Raw genomic sequence first — 16,144 nt, forward strand, 5'->3', positions numbered from 1 at the left:
AAACAGAAACTTGATGTATTTTGCCAAAGAGACGCGATTAATCGCGTCTCTACAACTTGTTTAATTCGCTTGCAACGGTGCATTCAAGACTTTCTCGATGCGATCACGTGTTTCTAATAAATGCGCTTTGGTGTATTCATCCTCAGAATTAACTCCCTTGAGTTTCTCATCTAATTGTTTGAGTTTATACCAAGCCAGAGTCCGAGCATCTTCTGGGACATATTCTTTTCGCAACACCATATTAGTCAAGATGTCCAGGTATTGGCGCTGCAAGCCTCGCCGTAAACTGGCAATCTTCATTGGTTTACCTTTTGGTTTGATTACTTCTGTCCAGATACCTGATTGCAAAGTGTCAAATAGTTCCGGTAGAGTCAGTGCATTTTCTGCCTTAGTTTTAAGTTCAATATCCTTGAGGCGAGAGAGGCGATCGCCTGAGAGTAAATCTCGCAATACAGAACCCTGCATGAGCAGCACCAAGTCATGAATAGGAAAATCCAAACGACCAACTTGGGGAGAACTACCCCAATGTCGCCAACGGGAAGGTGCTAATTTATTCAGTAGTTCTGGTGAAAAGCTCAGAGCATCTTCTGCAAACAAATATTTTTGCAAGGTTTCTAAAGCTTGTCGTTGTTCTTTAACTGGTACTGCCTCAAATGGTAATCGCTTTTGACCAACTCCAGAGGGGATTTCGCTAGGGTGAATGCGATAAAAAGACTGTCCGCCGATGTATTTAGTGGTGTAATATATTTGTTGAAAATAGTTACCCAATACTGTACTAAAACGTTCGCTGACATCGCTGTAACTATCACCAGCTAATGGGTAACGTTTATCGAGACGTTCCCACATCACCCGCGAATTATTCAACTGCCACTGAGAATAAAGCAGCACATTACCACTGTTATCCCAAGCATCAGCAGTTGGGTCAAGATCATAGACATCTTCATCTGTAGAATAACTCAACTCTGGCTTATAGGATTGTTTGGCAATTTCCTCCAAAATTGGCTTTTCTGCTATGGGAGTTGATGTCTTAATTGGAATGTAGCCGTACTTAATCGCCCATTCATCATAAGGCCCTACCATACTAGGAAAATAATCTCCCTGTTTTGTCCCTTGAGGGGCAATATTTGGGGGAATGTAGTCCATCACAGAAGTTGTCAAACCTTTATTTTTGGTAATTTCCGTATTATTCATCTCCTCTGGTACTAGCAGAGTACTACCACGAAAGTTATGACGTAAACCAAGAGTATGTCCAACTTCGTGAGCGATGATTAAACGTAAATATTGATTGATATATTCTTTCACCTGATCTGGAGTGGCCATGGTATCTGGCAATAGTGACATCGCTATGGAACCAAGGGCAAACTGGTTAGCAGCTTCCATTCCATAGCATAAATCGTACTCGCCTGCCATTTTAGATAAACGGTTCAACAACTCTTGTTGCCCTGGCATCTGCTTGGGTACACCATTGTTTTTGCCATCTAAACCATTGGCGCAAAGTAGACGATTTTGCATCAAAGCTGATAAGGTCGTCTGGCTTTGTGTTTGGCTGGGTTGGACTATTTTGCGATACTCATTTTTAAGCGCCCGGACAAAGCTGGCATCTACGAGAATGTCTGCATCTAAAATTTCTCCAGTCAACGGATTAACGCGGGATGGCCCCATTGCAAAATAACCATCGACTGTGTTAATCCAGCGAATTGTGTTGTAACGAATATCTGCTGGGTCCCATGTTGCATCATCTGGCATCTGGCGGACTTCAATTGCATCCTTGAATCCCGCTTTGAGAAAGGCTTTGTTCCACATTAGGATGCCTTCTTTCATCGCATCGCGGTACTCTAAGGGCACAGCGTTATCAATCCAAAAGACAATCGGTTTTTTGGGGCGAGAAATTAATGCTTTTGGGTCTTGTTTTTCTAAATCCCAGCGATTTATGTAACGGACAAAAGAATCGCCGCGATCGTCTTTGGATAAATCTTGGTAGGCGGTGATGAAATAGCCAATGCGATCGTCAGCAAGGCGCGGTCGATAATCTTTTTCAGGTAGCTGGGAGAGACTATAGTGGACGCGCAAGGTATAGCCACGGTTATCAGCTAACGAGCCAAAACTTGGTGTTTCGCTGTCACGATCGCTGCTACCAGAGAAATTTAAAACTGACTCAATTTCTAAGTTTTGCGGAAAAGCTTTAGCAGTACCAAAATAGGACTGGTCTGTGGTTGCTGGGACTCCTAAACTTGCAGATAATCCGCCTAAATCTGTCAGTAATAAATCGCCCAAATCGATGAGAAGAGTTTTGCGTTGGGGATGAATGCTTTTTATGGAGATGCTGTAGAGTACAGAATCACTAAAAGACCGAGCTAGCGATCGCGCTTGAGGATCTCCCTCACGAGTGCGGAAATTGACATTGCGGATAACAAAGTTTAATTTATCATCTACCCGTTGGAAATAAAACAAAAAATCTTGTAGAGGCATACCACTGTAAATACCCCGTTCACCAATGCCCGATTCTAGGGTTGCCGTAGCGAGATAATTTTTATTGAGTTGCTCTGGCTTAATTTCTAGATAAATTTTATTCTTTTCTTTATTGCGATAAAGAGTGAACAGTCCCCCTGACTTTTGGGTATCTTTCACTACTTCATCAAAAACCTCTAAATCATCCTTTGCTGGTGTTTTGGCAGGCTTAGGCTTTTCTGCGGGTTTTGCAACTTGCAAAAATGGTTGCTGTCCTGCCTTTTTAGAATCTTTTACTACCCAAATAAACGGTTGAGGCTGTGCGTGTTTATTTTGATTAACCACCCAAACTTGCCCTAACGGTAGCCTCTGTTTCTGAGAAATATTGATATTATTTAGCGATAATGCTGAGATTTTAGTTGAAGAAGTTTCTGCCGTTAACTGATTATTGGCTGTAACTACGCCTTTTACAACCCCCACAGCTTTATGGTTCGCTGAAAAATCTGGATCAATTCCATTGACAAATGGTGATTTGGCGTTAGCTGTTGTTATTCCTAAAAATAAACCATGTAACAAAACCATATAAAAAGTTAATCTGTTGTTCATCGCATCAATCCCCCAATAACGATTCGGTAGTTAATTTTTAACTTTTGCAAAGTTATGTAGCCTGCTTTTTGCTGATTCTTTTAGCTGCTTTATATAAAGCAGTAAAGTTTAGACTTCAATTTTAGTTGCCATTTTTCCGCGATGTTCACGCTGTTGTACAGATGGATTTTTCCTAACAATTGCGTCTCTTACAATGGGTAAGTATTATTTTTACATCAGACTAGTAAATATCTGGGGAAAAAAGTATAACAAATCAACCAAAATCGGAAAATTACTTGATTTTTGAAAGAATTTTTCCGATCACACTTATTTACATCAAGAGAAGAAGCTTGATGTAACTAAGGGTTAGCGAGAAGCCACCCTCAAAAACGCCGTCAGTGTAGCCCATCATAGATATCGACAACGCATGATATTTTTCGTGTAGTATTTATTGATACTATTTATTTTTGGTAATGATAAACAAAGTAACAGAGAAAAAATTTTAGTTCCAGATTATCAAAACAGTAATTTAAATGTAACAACGGACACAGAAATGTCAACATATTTATCTCAAGTTTGGCAACTGCTGAGAAATTATGTGAGGGATATAAGCTTACAAGAGATGCCAAAGACCACATCGGTGGAAACTAAAGTCGGTTTATCTCCAGGAAAAAGTATTAAAGAACTAAACAAAAGCGTTAAATTTGCTCAAGGTATACAGGAAGATTTATGGTTTCAAAGACTGCAAGAAAGCTTAGAAAAATGGACAATATCAAAGAGCAGTTTGGCTTCTAAGATAGGCGATCGCATATCGGGGCCGCTACCATCAGATTTATGCTTAAGAGTGTGCAATCGCCAGATGCATGAAGAGATTTATGATTTACTAGGCAATGGAGCGCTGAAATCAGAAATAGTCAACCAAATAATGGAATTGGTTGTGACTAGTCAAAAGATTCACCCAGAAGTGCTTTTCTGGCGGCTAGAAGATTTTTATCGTCGCTGGTGTCAGGGAGAATTCATTGATGCCACACCAGAGGATAACCTGCCTCAGAAAACAAAATTAAAGCTAGCAACTCAAAATATTGCGATCGGGCTGAGACAGGTAGACATCTACACAGGATTGAACGTACTGATTTTACTGTTAGAGTTACACCGCTACGCTCAAGAGCAAGATGAACTCAAAGAAAAAATTACCTTCTATCCCTCAGCCCAACCAGATACAGACAATTTTTTCACATCCCAACTGCTGCGGATCATTAACTATAGCGATGCCCTAGACATTGGCAACTTTAGCAGTATAGTCGGGCAATTCCTCAAAGGTGGTAACTTTCGTAATGCTTACTTGGGCGATGCCAACCTCACCGGAGCAGACTTTAGCGGTGCTGACCTCAGCTTTGCTTATCTCGGCGATGCCAACTTAACTGGCATAAACTTCATAGGTGCTAACCTTAGTGGTGCTAACTTCGGCGATGCCAACCTCAGTGGGGCTAATCTCACTGGTGCTAACCTCACTGGTGCTGACCTCAGCAGCACTAACCTTAGTGGTGCTAACCTTAGCTGTGCCAACCTTAGCCGCGCCGACCTAAATCGCGCCGACCTCAGCAGCGCCGACCTGAATCGCGCCGACCTCAGCAGCACCAACCTCAGCCGCGCCGACCTCAGCAGCACCAACCTCAAATGCGCCGACCTCAGCAACGCCATCCTTTTTGGTGCGAATTTAAGTGAAGCCAACCTCAGCAACGTCAACCTTAACCATGCTGACCTCTGCCGCGCTGACCTCAGTGGTGCTGATTTGAGTCATGCCATCCTCAACGGTACTAACCTCAGCGACACAATTCTTTTCAGCACCAACCTTAGTGATGCCATCCTCATGGCTGCTGACCTTAGCTATGCCAAACTTAATGGTGCCAAACTAAACAATGCCAGACTTAACGGTGCAATGTTCTTAGGCGCAGACCTTAGCGGTGTAGACCTGAGTCAGGTAAGCCTCAACGAAGCTGACCTCAGTGGGGTAATTCTCAGCGAAGCCGACCTCAGTGGTGCCGATCTCACCGACGCGATCCTTTTCGGTACAGACTTCAGCTATGCCAACCTTAACAGTGCTAACCTCAGTGGCAGTAACCTGAGTGGTGCGATTCTCAATGGCGCGAATCTCAGCTACAGTAACCTAAGTTACGCCATTCTCAATGGTGCAGACCTCAGCGATGCCAATATGGAAAAAATGACTTGGGGTAAAAAACAGCAATGGGAAGGTGTGCGGGGATTAAAGACAGCAGTTAATGTCCCGGAGGCATTGAAAGAAGAACTGGGGTTGAACTGAGGACGTGGTGACATCTTTATTTATGTCCTTTGCGTCCTCAATATCTCTGTCGTTTTTAAATTATTCAGATGCTAATGGATATTGATATTCAGGGGGCTATTATTCCGCTTGCTAGAGTGTAAGTCATTCACGTAGAATATAATGCCATTGTTGCGGCAGTTCTCATGACTTCATCTGCGTCGTTTGACACATTAGAGTCTTTACAGGCGGATATCGCTGAATTGATCGCTCGTTTACCGACATTAAAAAATCGGCAGCTTATTCAGCAAGCACTTGCTACTATTGTTCGTCTAGCTGATACCGAAATTGAGCGTCTCGATTGGAAAATATTGTCGGCTGCGTTAGCAGATATGGAGCGAGGTTTCCAGCTTTTTTATGATTATCGACACGTTCGCAAAGTCACCATCTTCGGTTCTGCTCGTCTAGCGCCAGATACGCCAGAGTACCAAATGGCCCTTGAGTTTGCTCGCGCTGTTTCTCAATTAGGATTTATGGTGATGACCGGCGGTGGCAGTGGAATCATGCAGGCAGGTCACGAAGGTGCTGGACGAGAAAATTCCTTTGGATTAAATATTCAATTACCCTTTGAACAAGAAGCAAACCCTTTTATAGAGGGCGATCCCAAGCTAATTATTTTCAAATATTTCTTTACTCGCAAGCTTTTTCTCCTCAAAGAAAGTGATGCTGTAGCCTTATTTCCGGGAGGCTTTGGCACTCAAGATGAAGCTTTTGAATGTATGACATTAAGCCAGAATGGTAAGTTTGGCCCAGTACCTCTAGTTTTAATTGACCATCCTGGTGGTGATTACTGGCGGTCTTGGAGCGAATATATTGATAAGCAATTAGTCCAAAATGGTCTTGTCAGTCCTGAAGACCCCAGCCTTTACACGGTGACAGACAACCTGGATGTGGCTTGTGACGCTATTACTCGTTTTTACCAGGTTTATCACTCATGTAGATATGTAGGTGAGCAATTAGTCATCCGTCTGAAGACAGATATATCAGACTATCTTGTAGAGCAACTCAATGCTGATTTCAGTGACATTATTGTTAAAGGACGGATTGAAAAAAGTCAGGCATTACCTCAAGAAGCACAAGATGAAACGGTTGAACTACCCCGCCTCATTTTGTACTTCAATCAACGCGACTTGGGGCGTTTGTATCAGATGATTGCCACAATTAACCAAATGGGTAATGTTTCATCAGAAGATGCAGCACACCCAGAAAGAAAGTAGAGTTTAGGGGTGGATTTTTCCACCCGTATCCCAATATTTTTGACAGGCTTCACAGGCTTATTGCCAGTTTAATATCTTTTGGATCGCTAAAGATTTGACTCTATGAAAGCGACATCATAACGGAGGCGATCGCAAAAAACTTCTCACCACTCTAATGTCCTTTTTTCAGTAGTAAGTTTTTCTTTACATAGTTTAATTTTATTGTGCCAACTTACTTACGTTAAACAAAATAATTTTCACAACTCAGATAGGATTGTTATCTTCACAGTTTATCTCAGGCTAGATAGACGAAAAAATGTTAGATGATTTTGATATCTTCATAATTTAACTTAGCTGATATGTCTGCTTTAGGATGACTTTGAAAGAGGTATTGAAGAGAAATTTACAATGTATCTAAATTATTGTCAATTTTTTAATAAAAAATGATGAAATATGAAGAGTCAATTCGCTTTGCCTCCTTTATACTGGCTTTCAAGAGACATGGCTCTCAGAGTCAGTCTTTTTTTGTAAAAAGTATAACGAAAATCATGTGATTCACCTTACTTTCAGATGTCTAATGCACCAGTTATTGTGACTCAATGCTGATCTGCATAAAAAAGCGTGTATATTAGCACAGGAAATAATATAGAACATCCTAAACACATATAGAGGAATAAAATATGCTGGAATTATTGGGTTCAGGTTTGGTGTCACTCTGGCTGGAAATGGCCGGGGTACAAATCAAGCCTTTAGATGCCTTAGATGCTTTAACTTGGCAAAGTAGCCCTGGCTTAGTTCTTGCCCCCGATCCCAATCCAACTGGGGCAACTACGGTGCAAGAATATCTGAAAAAGCTCATCACATCAAAAGTGGTGGCGCAAAATCTGGCTGAGAGTCAGGGCATTTGGATGCAGTCGGGGCCAATGCTGATGGCAAATCATCAAGGTACGACACCTCTCCCTGCTGCCTCTTTAACCAAAATTGCCACTTCACTAGTTGCTTTGAAAACTTGGGGCCCAGATTACCAATTTGATACTTTGGTGAGTATCACCGGGCCAGTGGTAAATGGAGTTGTGCAGGGCGATTTGGTGATTACAGGCGGTGGCGATCCTTTGTTTGTTTGGGAAGAAGCGATCGCTCTTGGTAATACTCTTAATAAAATGGGTATCAAGCAGATAAAGGGAAATTTAATCATTAATGGCACTTTTGCCATGAATTTCCAACGGCAGCCGATGCTGGCGGGTATGATGCTCAAGCAAACGCTAAATCGTGCAACTTGGGGCCGCCCTGCTATTTACATACATTCAATTATGGCTAAGGGAACGCCCAAGCCTCAAGTAGTTATTTCGGGTACGGTGAAAGTTGAGGCACAACCAAACCCCCAACAAACTTTGTTACTGCGTCATCGCTCCTTACCCTTGAAGCAACTAATCAAGGAAATGAATGTTTACAGTAACAACGATATGGCAGAGATGCTAGCAGATTCAGTGGGAGGAGCAGCTGTAGTCCAATCCACTGCTGCTAACCTTGCTAGGGTGCCACAAGTAGAAATTCAGTTAATTAATGGTTCTGGACTAGGCCCCGAAAATCGCATTTCCCCCAGGGCTGTTTGTGCGATGTTTATGGCTATTCAAAGTGAGGCATCTGCCCATCAGCTAAATCTGAGTGACTTGTTCCCCATGTCTGGGTTTGATCACCGAGGAACAGTACACGCCAGACACATTCCTCTTGCTACTGTGATCAAAACTGGCACTCTTCGGGATGTGAGTGCTTTAGCCGGAGTCATGCCCACACGCGATCGCGGTTTAGTTTGGTTTGCTATTATCAACCGTGGGACAAATGTTTGGGGTTTGCGGACTGGACAAGATCAACTACTGCAAAGTGTTGTAAAACAGTTACAACTACCTCTAACCGTTCCTAATGCCCTCATTCCCCACTCAGCAATCAACTCTTTACCCCAGCTAGGTGCAATCAGTCGGAATGAAATTTTATTCAAAAGTTAGTTCATCATCCGATCGGGTTTTGAACCAAAAGTGAGTATGGGTGTCCCACATCTCCTTTTTATCGGTGTCCTACTTTGAAACTTCTAGTTTTATTAGCAATCCAAAAGTTTTATTGATGGGTAAAAACCGAACTTGTAAAGGGTGAATGTCCATAATAGCTTTTGGGTTAAATTTTCCATTAACTTGATTATAGGTAACTCGTAAAATGCCCTAACCACACTATTGGGAAGGCAAGCGAAACCTGAAGTAAAAATAACTGTAAATAGATTTGTCACGACTAAGCAACAATTAAGCTTATAAATTAGGTTGTGATTATGCGATTTCCCAAATTACCCAGATCCATACGTCAACTCAGTAGTTATGTTTTAGCGATCGCGCTCGGAGTTGTGCTAACGGTTAGCACATTGCAGGTGTTGCCCTCTCAAGCCGAACCCGCACCCCCAATAACAGATGGAGATACTTCACAACTGATTGCCCAACGACAATCACCAGCCACAGCTGCGATCGGTACTAGTAGCTTTGTCACCGCAGCAGTGAATCGTGTTGGTTCAGCAGTTGTTCGCATTGATACTGAGCGAACAATTACTCGTCGCGTTGATCCATTTATGGAAGACCCATTTTTCCGTCGGTTTTTTGGTGACGGTTTCTCCCAACAAATGCCGCCTTCTGAGCAGTTACGCGGTTTAGGCTCAGGTTTCATTATTGACAAGAGCGGCTTAGTTATGACTAACGCTCATGTGGTCGATAAGGCTGATAAGGTAACAGTCCGACTCAAAGATGGCCGCACCTTTGAAGGAAAAGTTCAAGGCATTGATGAAGTTACAGATTTGGCAGTAGTCAAGATTAATGCAGGTAACGATTTACCAGTCGCACCCTTGGGTTCTTCCACTAATGTTCAAGTCGGAGATTGGGCGATCGCAGTTGGTAATCCTTTAGGATTTGATAACACCGTTACTTTGGGAATTGTCAGTACTCTCAAACGTTCCAGCGCCCAAGTTGGCATTAGCGACAAACGCTTAGATTTCATTCAAACCGATGCCGCCATTAATCCAGGTAACTCTGGCGGGCCGCTATTAAATGGCCAAGGTGAAGTGATTGGCATTAACACAGCGATTCGTCCCGACGCTATGGGTATTGGGTTTGCCATTCCTATTGATAAAGCGAAAGCGATCGCAGCGCAACTGCAACGTGATGGCAAAGTTGCTCACCCCTATTTAGGCGTGCAAATGCTAACTTTAACACCCGCTCTTGCCAAGCAAAATAACACCGATCCCAACTCTCCTATTCAAATACCAGAAATTAATGGTGTTTTTGTAATGCGAGTAGTCCCCAATTCTCCAGCTGCATCTGCCGGTATCCGGCGCGGGGATGTAATTCTGCAAGTTGATGGTAAAGCTATTACTAGCGCTGAACAATTGCAGAACGTTGTGGAAGACAGTCGTCTTGGTCAAGTATTACAGGTGAAAGTGCAACGTGGTAATCAGACACAGCAGCTTTCAGTCCGCACAGCTGAGTTGCAAAATGCTTCGTAGGAGCAATAGCCAATTTTAATTCTGTGGAATAGTTAAAAGGGCGGTTAGAAACCGCGTCTACACGAAACTTTACCCACCTCCGTGGGTTTCAAACCCTTAATTTTTTCTTAGTCCGCCTCCGCGGACTTTGCCTGTTTAGCCACGAATTCCATTCGCTTAAAGCTTACCAACAGCTAATACTAGACCTTCATGGGCTAATATTGCTTCAGGAAAGGCAGATTTAATATCGACTTGAACCCGATCAAGAAAATCATCATGGTCATCTGGGTGATGATGAGAAATAGCTACCCGTTGTACACCAGCATTCAAAGCTGCATTCACCGCAGCTTGCCAGAGTAAATCAGCAGAGTCATGGTTGTGAGACGTAGGGGGAGTGTAAGTGGCATTGGCAATCAGCAAATCAACGCCTTTAATAAACTCTAAAATCCGCTCTCGCTCCACTTGCTCGGCATTCTGGTGCAAATCCGTGACGTAGGCAACACTATAATCTTGCCAACTAACTCGGTAGCCAACTGAGCGCTGAGTTTGATTGATTAATGCGGTTGTAATGATGACATCATCTAGCTTTACATCACTGTCTGGAATGAGATTATAAAACTGCAATTCCGACTGCATTACCTGTAAAGGATAAGGAAAGTGGGGCTGGAGCATCTGATCGTACAAACATTGTTTGATTGAGGCTCCATTTGAAGCAGCTGTGCCGTAAATATGAAAGCAATTTTCTCCAATAAATGCAGGAGCAAAAAAGGGAAACCCTTGAATCCGATTTGATTGACAGTTGGTAAAAAATAAATGGGCTTGTATTGGCTGTTGTAGTTCTTGCCAAGTTTTACCTAGTATGCGTAAGCCAGTACCGCCATCAAAAATCAGGCGTTTTCCACCTACAAATATTTCTACACAAGCAGTATTACCGCCATAGCGGTTGGTGCTGGTGTCTGGGGTAGGAATCAAACCCCGTACACCCCAAAATTGCACAATAAACTCATCTGCTGGGCTACTTGGCAGGGTAGCAGACTTTTCAGGTATGTAGCTCTGGGAATCCGACAACTCAAAATTTGACATTTTCCTTCAAATTAGACCTTAACGAGCAGGTCATCGTAGCGCCGAACTTCCAACAGCCTGTTTTTTTCGTCCACAATGACTACCGTAGGAGAGTAATTTTTTAACTCTTCTGGAGTGAACTGCCCGTAAGTCATTATAATCAAGCGATCGCCAATAATGCCTAGACGTGCCGCACCCCCATTTAGCTCAATTACTCCTGAATGGGCTGGAGCCGGGATCGCATAAGTAATAAAACGCTGACCGTTGGCACTATTAACTACTTGGACTTGCTCATAAGGTAAGATCCCAGCTTTTTCCAAAAGGATTTCATCGATGCTGATACTACCCACGTAGTTGATATTCGCCCCCGTAAGGGTGCAATTATGAATTTTTGCCAAAAGGAGAGTACGCTGCATTTTGGTTTAGGATTTAGTGGCAGTTTCGTAACAAACGAAATTTATGAGTAGAGACACGATTAATCGCGTCTGTAAAGGAGTTAGGATTGAGGAATATAAGTTTATAACTCTTAACTCTTAACTCCTAACTCCTAACTCTTCTATTATCCTCTATAAGCTTTGACGGATTTTTCTACTAAAGCTGCAACCTTGTCCACATCTTGCCAACCGAGAATTTCAGTCACCTTTTTTTCCAAATTTTTATAACTACGGAAAAATTCGGCAATTTCATCTAAGCGGTGTGGCGCTACGTCTTTCAGGGATTTGACCTGAGTATAGCGGGGATCTTTGTCAGGAACACAAAGGATTTTTTCATCGCGATCGCCACCGTCAATCATCTCCAAGAAGCCAATTGGTCGCGCAGCAATAATACAGCCGGGAAAGGTTGGCTCGTCAATTATGACCATACCATCTAGGGGATCGCCATCTTCAGCCAAAGTATTGGGTACAAAGCCGTAGTCATAAGGATATTTTACCGAGGAATAAAGTACTCGGTCTAGAGCAAAAGCTTCTAGTTCCTTGTCGTATTCGTATTTATTTTTACTTCCGCCAGTAATTTCAATCAGAACGTTGATTAAACCAGGTTTCGGTTGAGCAGGAATACGAGATAAATCCACAAAAAAGTCCTCTGATAACAGTGAATCATGGGGGCACTCAGTCAGCTTCGCTCCCCGTGTAGAATTTTAGGGCAATATGGATCTCTGATGGGGAATTGGGAATTGGGAATGGGGAATGGGGAATGGGGAATGGGGAATGGGGAATGGGGAGTGGGGAATGGGGAATGGGGAGTGGGGAATGGGGAATGGGGAGTGGGGAAGAGAATTGTTCAATAATTCTTCGTCTCCCTTGTCTCCCTTGTCCTCCTCATCTCACCACTCCTCGGAAAAATGGAAAAAGCGTTGCGAAGTTACTTCGCAACACTTTTTCCAAGAGGGTATTATTTTCTCCCGCCCTTGATTGCTGTTGGGGAGATTTCTGCCCCTACTCTGTCAAGACACCCGAAACCTGGAGTCACACTATACAACTTCAGGTTATTCCTGATGAAATGCTACTGGAAAACTTTATCAATCTTTACTTCCTTGTAGGTTTTGGATCAGGGGTTGCTGGTTATTTTGAACATTAGTTGAAGAATAGTGGGCGATGACAAATACGGGTAGGGTAAGAGTCAATAGAGCGATCGCAGTTCCCACAATGTCTGCCAAACGTTGGGAATATGTGTCGGTAGAATTGGCAGACTGGCTATTTGAATTCATACAAAGTTGAAGTTATTCGTAACACTGTGTAGGTCTACTCTCTGATTGAGAGTCTTAATGCTATGTTAGCTATTTTTAAACTGTAAAATGTGTAGCATCTTACAATCTAAACCAGTTATACAACTGTCATAATAGCCTTTTTATACATGGAGTTCTTAATACAAAGTTACAACTAAACAAATCATGTTTTATTTTGTAATTAATATTTTCAGATGTTTCCCTGTATGGTGTGATGGTTTGCATACGCAAATCCAATTTTGACAGCATCATAAATTACATTTTTTCGCTGCTTAAAGATTAATTAGCAAAACATATTTGTCTGATACTTCATGAGTATAACATCCTAAAATGCCTTTGATAAGGTCATTTTACTGGAATTGTTAATTTGTGATACAGGACACAAAACAGCAATTGCACTGAATATCTATCAATGGTTTCGATTTTTATCCGGTAGTTATACACACAAATATTTGACACCAAAGAAGAAATAATAGGAATGTTTTTTATAACCAATCATAATTACCGAAGAAATACAGATACATTAACTGTGTTAGGCTGCATAGATTCAGTGATAACACTAAACAAATATTTCAGAATTTAAATTTTCAAATCTGTGTAATATCACTGCATTTTTGTCAATCTATATATAGGTAGAGTAAATAATATTTTAGAAGGTGGCATATCAGCTAAAAAAACCGCCACTAAATATAATAGGGCGGTCTGGTTAAGCAATCGGAGGGTAATTACAGATTACTCTGCTAATAATTGAAATTGCTGTAACGAAGTTTGCATTAGATTGGGCATTGGGCATTGGGCATGGGAAGAGGCAGAGGGAAATGAAGAAGCAGGGGAGCAGGGGGAAAAGGGGAAAACTTTCTCCCCTGCTCCCTTGCTTCTTCACCAGTTACCAGTTCTTAGTTCCTTCCATAAACACTAATTGGTTCTTTGATAAATCGGGTATAAAGATGCTTAAAGGTAGACTTAATTACGCGGGGCATACCAAAATCAATGGGTATTAAATTGTCTGGTAGCCGCCAATCTTCTATTTTTAATAAGTCGGGATTTAAATGTGGAAACTCTATGTCAGCTAGTTCTGGACAAACTCCTAACCTTTGAGAAGCTGCAACTGTGGGCACTTGTTCAGGAGGAACATTGAGAATTTCTACCATTGCCCGATCTAAGGCAAATATATCTGATGCGGCTGCTAAAATTCCCAGTTGGCGAGGTTCACCATTACTAGGGCCATTTCCTTCATGACCGATGATGCCATCTAATATGGTTAAGTTAGGGTTAATAGCCCTAGCAGTTTCTACTAACATTTCACCAAATCTATTCGCATCTTTTCCAGCTTCCATGTGCCACCAAGCTTTCATTTTGCCAGGGACGCAACCAAACAAGTTTTTTACGCCCAGTGTCAATGTCAGCTGGGCATGGGATTTAACTTTAGGTAGGTTAATCACTACATCTGCTTCCATTGCTTCTTTAGACAGTCGCAGATGGTTAAAATTGTCGCTAATTGTTTGGTAACGCTGACCATGAAAATCGATGATGGGAAGATTGAGTTCTTCTAAAATAGGCAGATAGCCATTTGCTACTGCTACGCCCTTGGCACTACCAAAAGCAGGACTATCACCCAAAAAGGGCTTACCGCCAACTTCAATTACCATTTGGGCAACTTCATAAACTAGTTCGGCACAGGTGATACACTCTTTACCAGGACGTGATCCTGTAAGTAGATTAGGTTTGAGTAAAACGCGATCGCCTTTTTTTACAAACGCTGCCATTCCTCCAAAAGGTTCCAGCAGTGTAACTAAAGATTCTCGTAAAGCCTCTCGTTCATAAGATGTAGCCCGGATGAGACTGACAGATGATTTTTGAGTCTGCATGGATAATAAATTACCAGTAATGAAGATATTCTTCTATCTTCCTATTTATACCAATTCTCTAAAATCTCGCGTACTAGTACAGCACGCTGTAAATAAACCACCAATTCCAAATCAACGAAAAGCTTACGCTGTATTCATTCATAATTTTTAATTTTTAATTTTTAATTCCGCCTTGCGGCACTAGCTTAACCTCTGCCGTAACCAAAAAGCCAATAAAGGTAACGCTAGTTGATAACCTTGTTCAGCACTATAAATTAAACCTTTGTTCTGTAATCCAGTCAGCGATCCCTGAAGGCTACCACCTCTTGAAAGACCATGTTTTTGAATATATTCTTTACTTTGTGGTTTATCTGTAGGATCTAAAGCCAAAGATTCTAAAAGATGCACCTGATTGGCTGGCAATAACATGAGTAAAGATTCAAAAACTAAAGACAAGTCTTTGAGTAATCCTTCTATTGCCTGCTGTACTGCTACTTCACTAATTAACCCATCAGGATAAGAAAAAGTTTGTAGGCGGCGAATTATTGCCATTGCGTCGCCAATGTGTCCTTGGACAGCATCTAAAAATAATTGTAGTGCTTGGGAGCGAGAATCAAATTTCATTCCTTGTATATGCAATATCTCCCTCGCCCACAATGCCAAAACGTCATTAGCTAAGGGAGCTAACTGTATAGTTTCCAGGGGATAGTTTGTCTCATCTGGATGATGGCTGATCTCAGCTATGGTTGCTACTAAGACGTAGCTGACATGAGTTTGTACATTGATTTCTCGTCTGAATGTGGCTTCCCACAAACCATTACGATCCCAAGAGCGAATGTGCGGAAAACTCTGCAAAATCAGCACTACCCGCTTATTTAAACTAATAGCCATAATTTGGAGCAAATTGAGCAAAATTTCAAATGCTTGCCATAACTGCTTTTGGTTCAGGGAACGCAATGACTTAAGTTTGCCTTCTGGATGAAAGACAAAAAACTCATTGCCAAAGTTGCTTACCCAGTCTTGAATTTGTGCTGCTTCCCAGTTTTGGCTAATTGTCTCTGTTAGCAGTAGGATAAATCGCTCTCCATCTGTAGCGCGGATGCAGTCTATCTCCAAGACGATCGCACCAACTTCTTGAGCAGCCCCTCGCACTAAAGTTCGTCGCCCACTACCAGGTACGCCAGTAATTAGCAAGTCTCCATCTTGGGCTAGTACTTCGACAATTCGCTGAAATTCTAGCGATCGCCCAACTAATTGTAAAGGAGTAGACAAATCCAAATTCACCTAGTTTTTGCCCTTGGTTTTAATCCCCACTTAACGGCCAGCATAAGTAAGCCGTGGGAAAAATTTATAAGTATGTAACAAAAAATTAAGCAGAAGAATTGGAGTTAAATCTTATACGCTGTGTACTATATTTTCCCTTCTCTG

At 42.0% G+C, this 16,144-nt stretch carries 11 protein-coding genes; 4 read left to right on the forward strand and 7 right to left on the reverse strand.

The window, feature by feature from the left end; translation table 11 throughout:
* Positions 1-60 precede the first annotated feature (60 nt).
* Positions 61-3,054: a zinc-dependent metalloprotease gene (locus H6G86_RS32260; protein WP_190937739.1), complete on the reverse strand. Its 2,994-nt coding sequence runs from the start codon at positions 3,052-3,054 to the stop codon at positions 61-63.
* A gap of 532 nt (positions 3,055-3,586) precedes the next feature.
* On the opposite strand from H6G86_RS32260, the gene H6G86_RS32265 reads away from it, so the two are divergent.
* The 4 genes from H6G86_RS32265 (at position 3,587) to H6G86_RS32280 (ending at position 10,102) form a co-directional block, all read left to right on the forward strand.
* Positions 3,587-5,353 (forward strand): pentapeptide repeat-containing protein, encoded by a 1,767-nt coding sequence (locus H6G86_RS32265; RefSeq protein ID WP_190937740.1) that lies wholly within the window; start codon positions 3,587-3,589, stop codon positions 5,351-5,353.
* Between the two features lie 164 nt (positions 5,354-5,517).
* Positions 5,518-6,588 (forward strand): LOG family protein, encoded by a 1,071-nt coding sequence (locus tag H6G86_RS32270; RefSeq protein ID WP_190937741.1) that lies wholly within the window; start codon positions 5,518-5,520, stop codon positions 6,586-6,588.
* A gap of 659 nt (positions 6,589-7,247) precedes the next feature.
* Positions 7,248-8,570, forward strand: coding sequence for a D-alanyl-D-alanine carboxypeptidase (locus H6G86_RS32275; RefSeq protein WP_190937742.1), 1,323 nt, complete (start codon positions 7,248-7,250; stop codon positions 8,568-8,570).
* A gap of 314 nt (positions 8,571-8,884) precedes the next feature.
* Positions 8,885-10,102, forward strand: a complete 1,218-nt coding sequence (locus tag H6G86_RS32280) for an HhoA/HhoB/HtrA family serine endopeptidase (RefSeq protein ID WP_190937743.1) — start codon at positions 8,885-8,887, stop codon at positions 10,100-10,102.
* Between the two features lie 156 nt (positions 10,103-10,258).
* On the opposite strand, the gene H6G86_RS32285 is transcribed toward H6G86_RS32280, so the two are convergent.
* The 6 genes from H6G86_RS32285 to H6G86_RS32310 all read right to left on the reverse strand — a co-directional run bounded on the left by H6G86_RS32285 (position 10,259) and on the right by H6G86_RS32310 (position 16,000).
* On the reverse strand, positions 10,259-11,164 hold the full coding sequence (locus H6G86_RS32285) for an MBL fold metallo-hydrolase (protein WP_190937744.1): 906 nt from the start codon (positions 11,162-11,164) through the stop codon (positions 10,259-10,261).
* An 11-nt stretch (positions 11,165-11,175) separates the two neighbouring features.
* The gene (gene panD / locus H6G86_RS32290) at positions 11,176-11,559 is read right to left on the reverse strand and encodes an aspartate 1-decarboxylase (protein ID WP_012409102.1); all 384 of its coding nucleotides are present in this window, start codon (positions 11,557-11,559) and stop codon (positions 11,176-11,178) included.
* Positions 11,560-11,702: 143 nt separating this feature from the next.
* Positions 11,703-12,215: an inorganic diphosphatase gene (locus H6G86_RS32295; protein ID WP_114084032.1), complete on the reverse strand. Its 513-nt coding sequence runs from the start codon at positions 12,213-12,215 to the stop codon at positions 11,703-11,705.
* 447 nt (positions 12,216-12,662) lie between these two features.
* Positions 12,663-12,851 carry a TLTLP motif-containing protein gene (locus H6G86_RS32300; protein WP_114084033.1) on the reverse strand — a complete coding sequence of 63 codons (189 nt, stop codon included), beginning with the start codon at positions 12,849-12,851 and terminating at the stop codon, positions 12,663-12,665.
* A 914-nt stretch (positions 12,852-13,765) separates the two neighbouring features.
* The gene (locus H6G86_RS32305) at positions 13,766-14,737 is read right to left on the reverse strand and encodes an Npun_F2552 family protein (protein ID WP_190937745.1); all 972 of its coding nucleotides are present in this window, start codon (positions 14,735-14,737) and stop codon (positions 13,766-13,768) included.
* A gap of 180 nt (positions 14,738-14,917) precedes the next feature.
* Entirely contained in the window at positions 14,918-16,000 is a 1,083-nt protein-coding gene (locus tag H6G86_RS32310) for a DNA polymerase III subunit delta (RefSeq protein WP_190937746.1), read from the reverse strand.
* Between the last annotated feature and the right edge of the window lie 144 nt (positions 16,001-16,144).

This window comes from Nostoc sp. FACHB-133, assembly GCF_014698055.1.
Classification (GTDB): domain Bacteria; phylum Cyanobacteriota; class Cyanobacteriia; order Cyanobacteriales; family Nostocaceae; genus Nostoc.